Origin of the sequence: Microcoleus sp. Z1_B2, from assembly GCF_036700325.1 — a bacterium.
Taxonomy (GTDB): Bacteria; Cyanobacteriota; Cyanobacteriia; order Cyanobacteriales; family Microcoleaceae; genus Microcoleus.
The window spans coordinates 25735-27533 of sequence record NZ_JAUBOQ010000070.1 but is presented as its reverse complement, the minus strand read 5'-3'; the positions used below and the strand labels follow the sequence as shown (position 1 = coordinate 27533).

Below are 1799 nucleotides of genomic sequence, written 5' to 3'. Positions count from 1 at the left end.
TCGCAGCGGAGTCAGGCTAACCGTCCCTGGATAGGAGAACCTATCCATTTAGGCTAAACGAATCGCACACCGGACATGATATAATATCATGTCAAGTCGAGCGATCGCGATTTTTGTAGGGGTTCCCCTCACCAACAATACCTGCCAATAATTGACCATCTCAAAAACCCGCCCCCACCGGGATATTATGGTTAATCGATCGGACATGATATTAGCGATCGTTCTGATACAACCGGATTCCATATTATCTACAAACCAGGTAGTCCAATTACTGTAAAATCCTGTTGAGTGATGAGATTAGCTGGCACACCTTTTAGGCTAGCTAAGATTTGATCCGTGTTGGCAATTTTGATAAAAGTTGTAGTGTTTTCTTCAACTATGCTGAGTCGATCGACCGTTAACCCTCCCGTCAAAATTAATAAATCTTCACCTTGCGTAAAATCAGCGATGACATCGCGGCCTTCTCCCGCAGTCAAGAAAAAGTAATCGCGCCCGCTTCCCCCTTGCAGCGTATCGTTTCCGAAGTCTCCCCTCAACCAGTCGTCGCCAATTCCCCCAATCAAAGTATCATCACCATTATCGCCGTAGAGAGTATCGCTACCGTCACCCCCGAACAATCGATCGGCATCTTCATTACCAAAAATTAAATCATTGCCACTACCGCCGCACAAATAATCTTTTTGACTGCTAGCATCCCTCGCGATATTGTCAATATCTCCGAAAATCGTATCCTCGCCATTGCCGCCGCAGATGGTGTCATTTCCCAACTCTCCAAACAGCAAATCATTGCCAGAATCACCGCAAATTATATCGTTATCTTTGCCGCCGTGTAAGGTATCATTGTCCTCGCCGCCAGAAAGAGTATCTTCGCTTTCTTGTCCGTATAAAACGTCGTTGCCATTATTGCCAAAAAGCAAATCTTTTCCTGTCAAGCCACCGTCAGACGCCTCAGAAGTGCCACCAAATAAACTGTCATTACCTTCATCGCCAAGTAGGGTATCGTTGCCTTTGTCGCCCCAAACTATGTCATTATCTTTGCCTGCGATCGCCACATCAGAATCTTTACCCGCATAAATAAGGTCATTCCCAGCGTGGCCGACGAGATAGTCGTTATTTTCGTTGCCAAATATGGTGTCGCTGTCTGCATCCGCGCCAACAGTAACTGGGCTAGCAAGGCCACCGTAAATATTGTCGCTGCCGAATAAGCCCTTTAGCCAGTCGCTGCCATTGAAACCGTTGATGATGTCATTAATATTGCTGCCGGTTAGAGTATCTTTACCGTCAGTACCGTTGAGGGTATTTTCAGGGATATTCGGGCCGGGAATGGAAGTGCGATCGGCTAAAGTAATTCGATCGCACATACAGTCTTCCGAAGCAGCAGGAATTAGCGCCGGTGTGGGGGTTTCTGTTGTTGGAGATGTGGTTTGGGCGATCGAATTGTCAGTTGCGATCGGTGTTTCCCCAGGTTTAGCCGTTGGGATTGGAGTTTCTCCAGATGTCGAAATTGGTGTCGGAATTGGCGTCGGAGTTTCCGCAGGCGTCGGAGTTTCCGCAGGAATTGGCGTCGGAATTGGCGTCGGAGTTTCCGCAGGCGTCGGAGTTTCCGCAGGAATTGGCGTCGGAATTGGCGTCGGAGTTTCCGCAGGCGTCGGAATGGGAGTTTCCGCAGGAATTGGCGTCGGTGTCGGAATTGGCGTCGCAGTGGAAATAGGCGTCGGAGTTGGAATTGGCGTCGGAGTTTCCGCAGGCGTCGGAATGGGAGTTTCCGCAGGAATTGGCGTCGGTGTCGGAATTGGCGT

Annotated in this window: 1 protein-coding gene; it reads right to left on the bottom strand. The window is 49.0% G+C overall.

The genetic code is table 11. From position 1 onward, the window contains the following. Positions 1–248 precede the first annotated feature (248 nt). Positions 249–1799: calcium-binding protein (locus tag QT984_RS27575; RefSeq protein WP_333340437.1), on the bottom strand; the 1551-nt coding region annotated here is incomplete at its 5' end.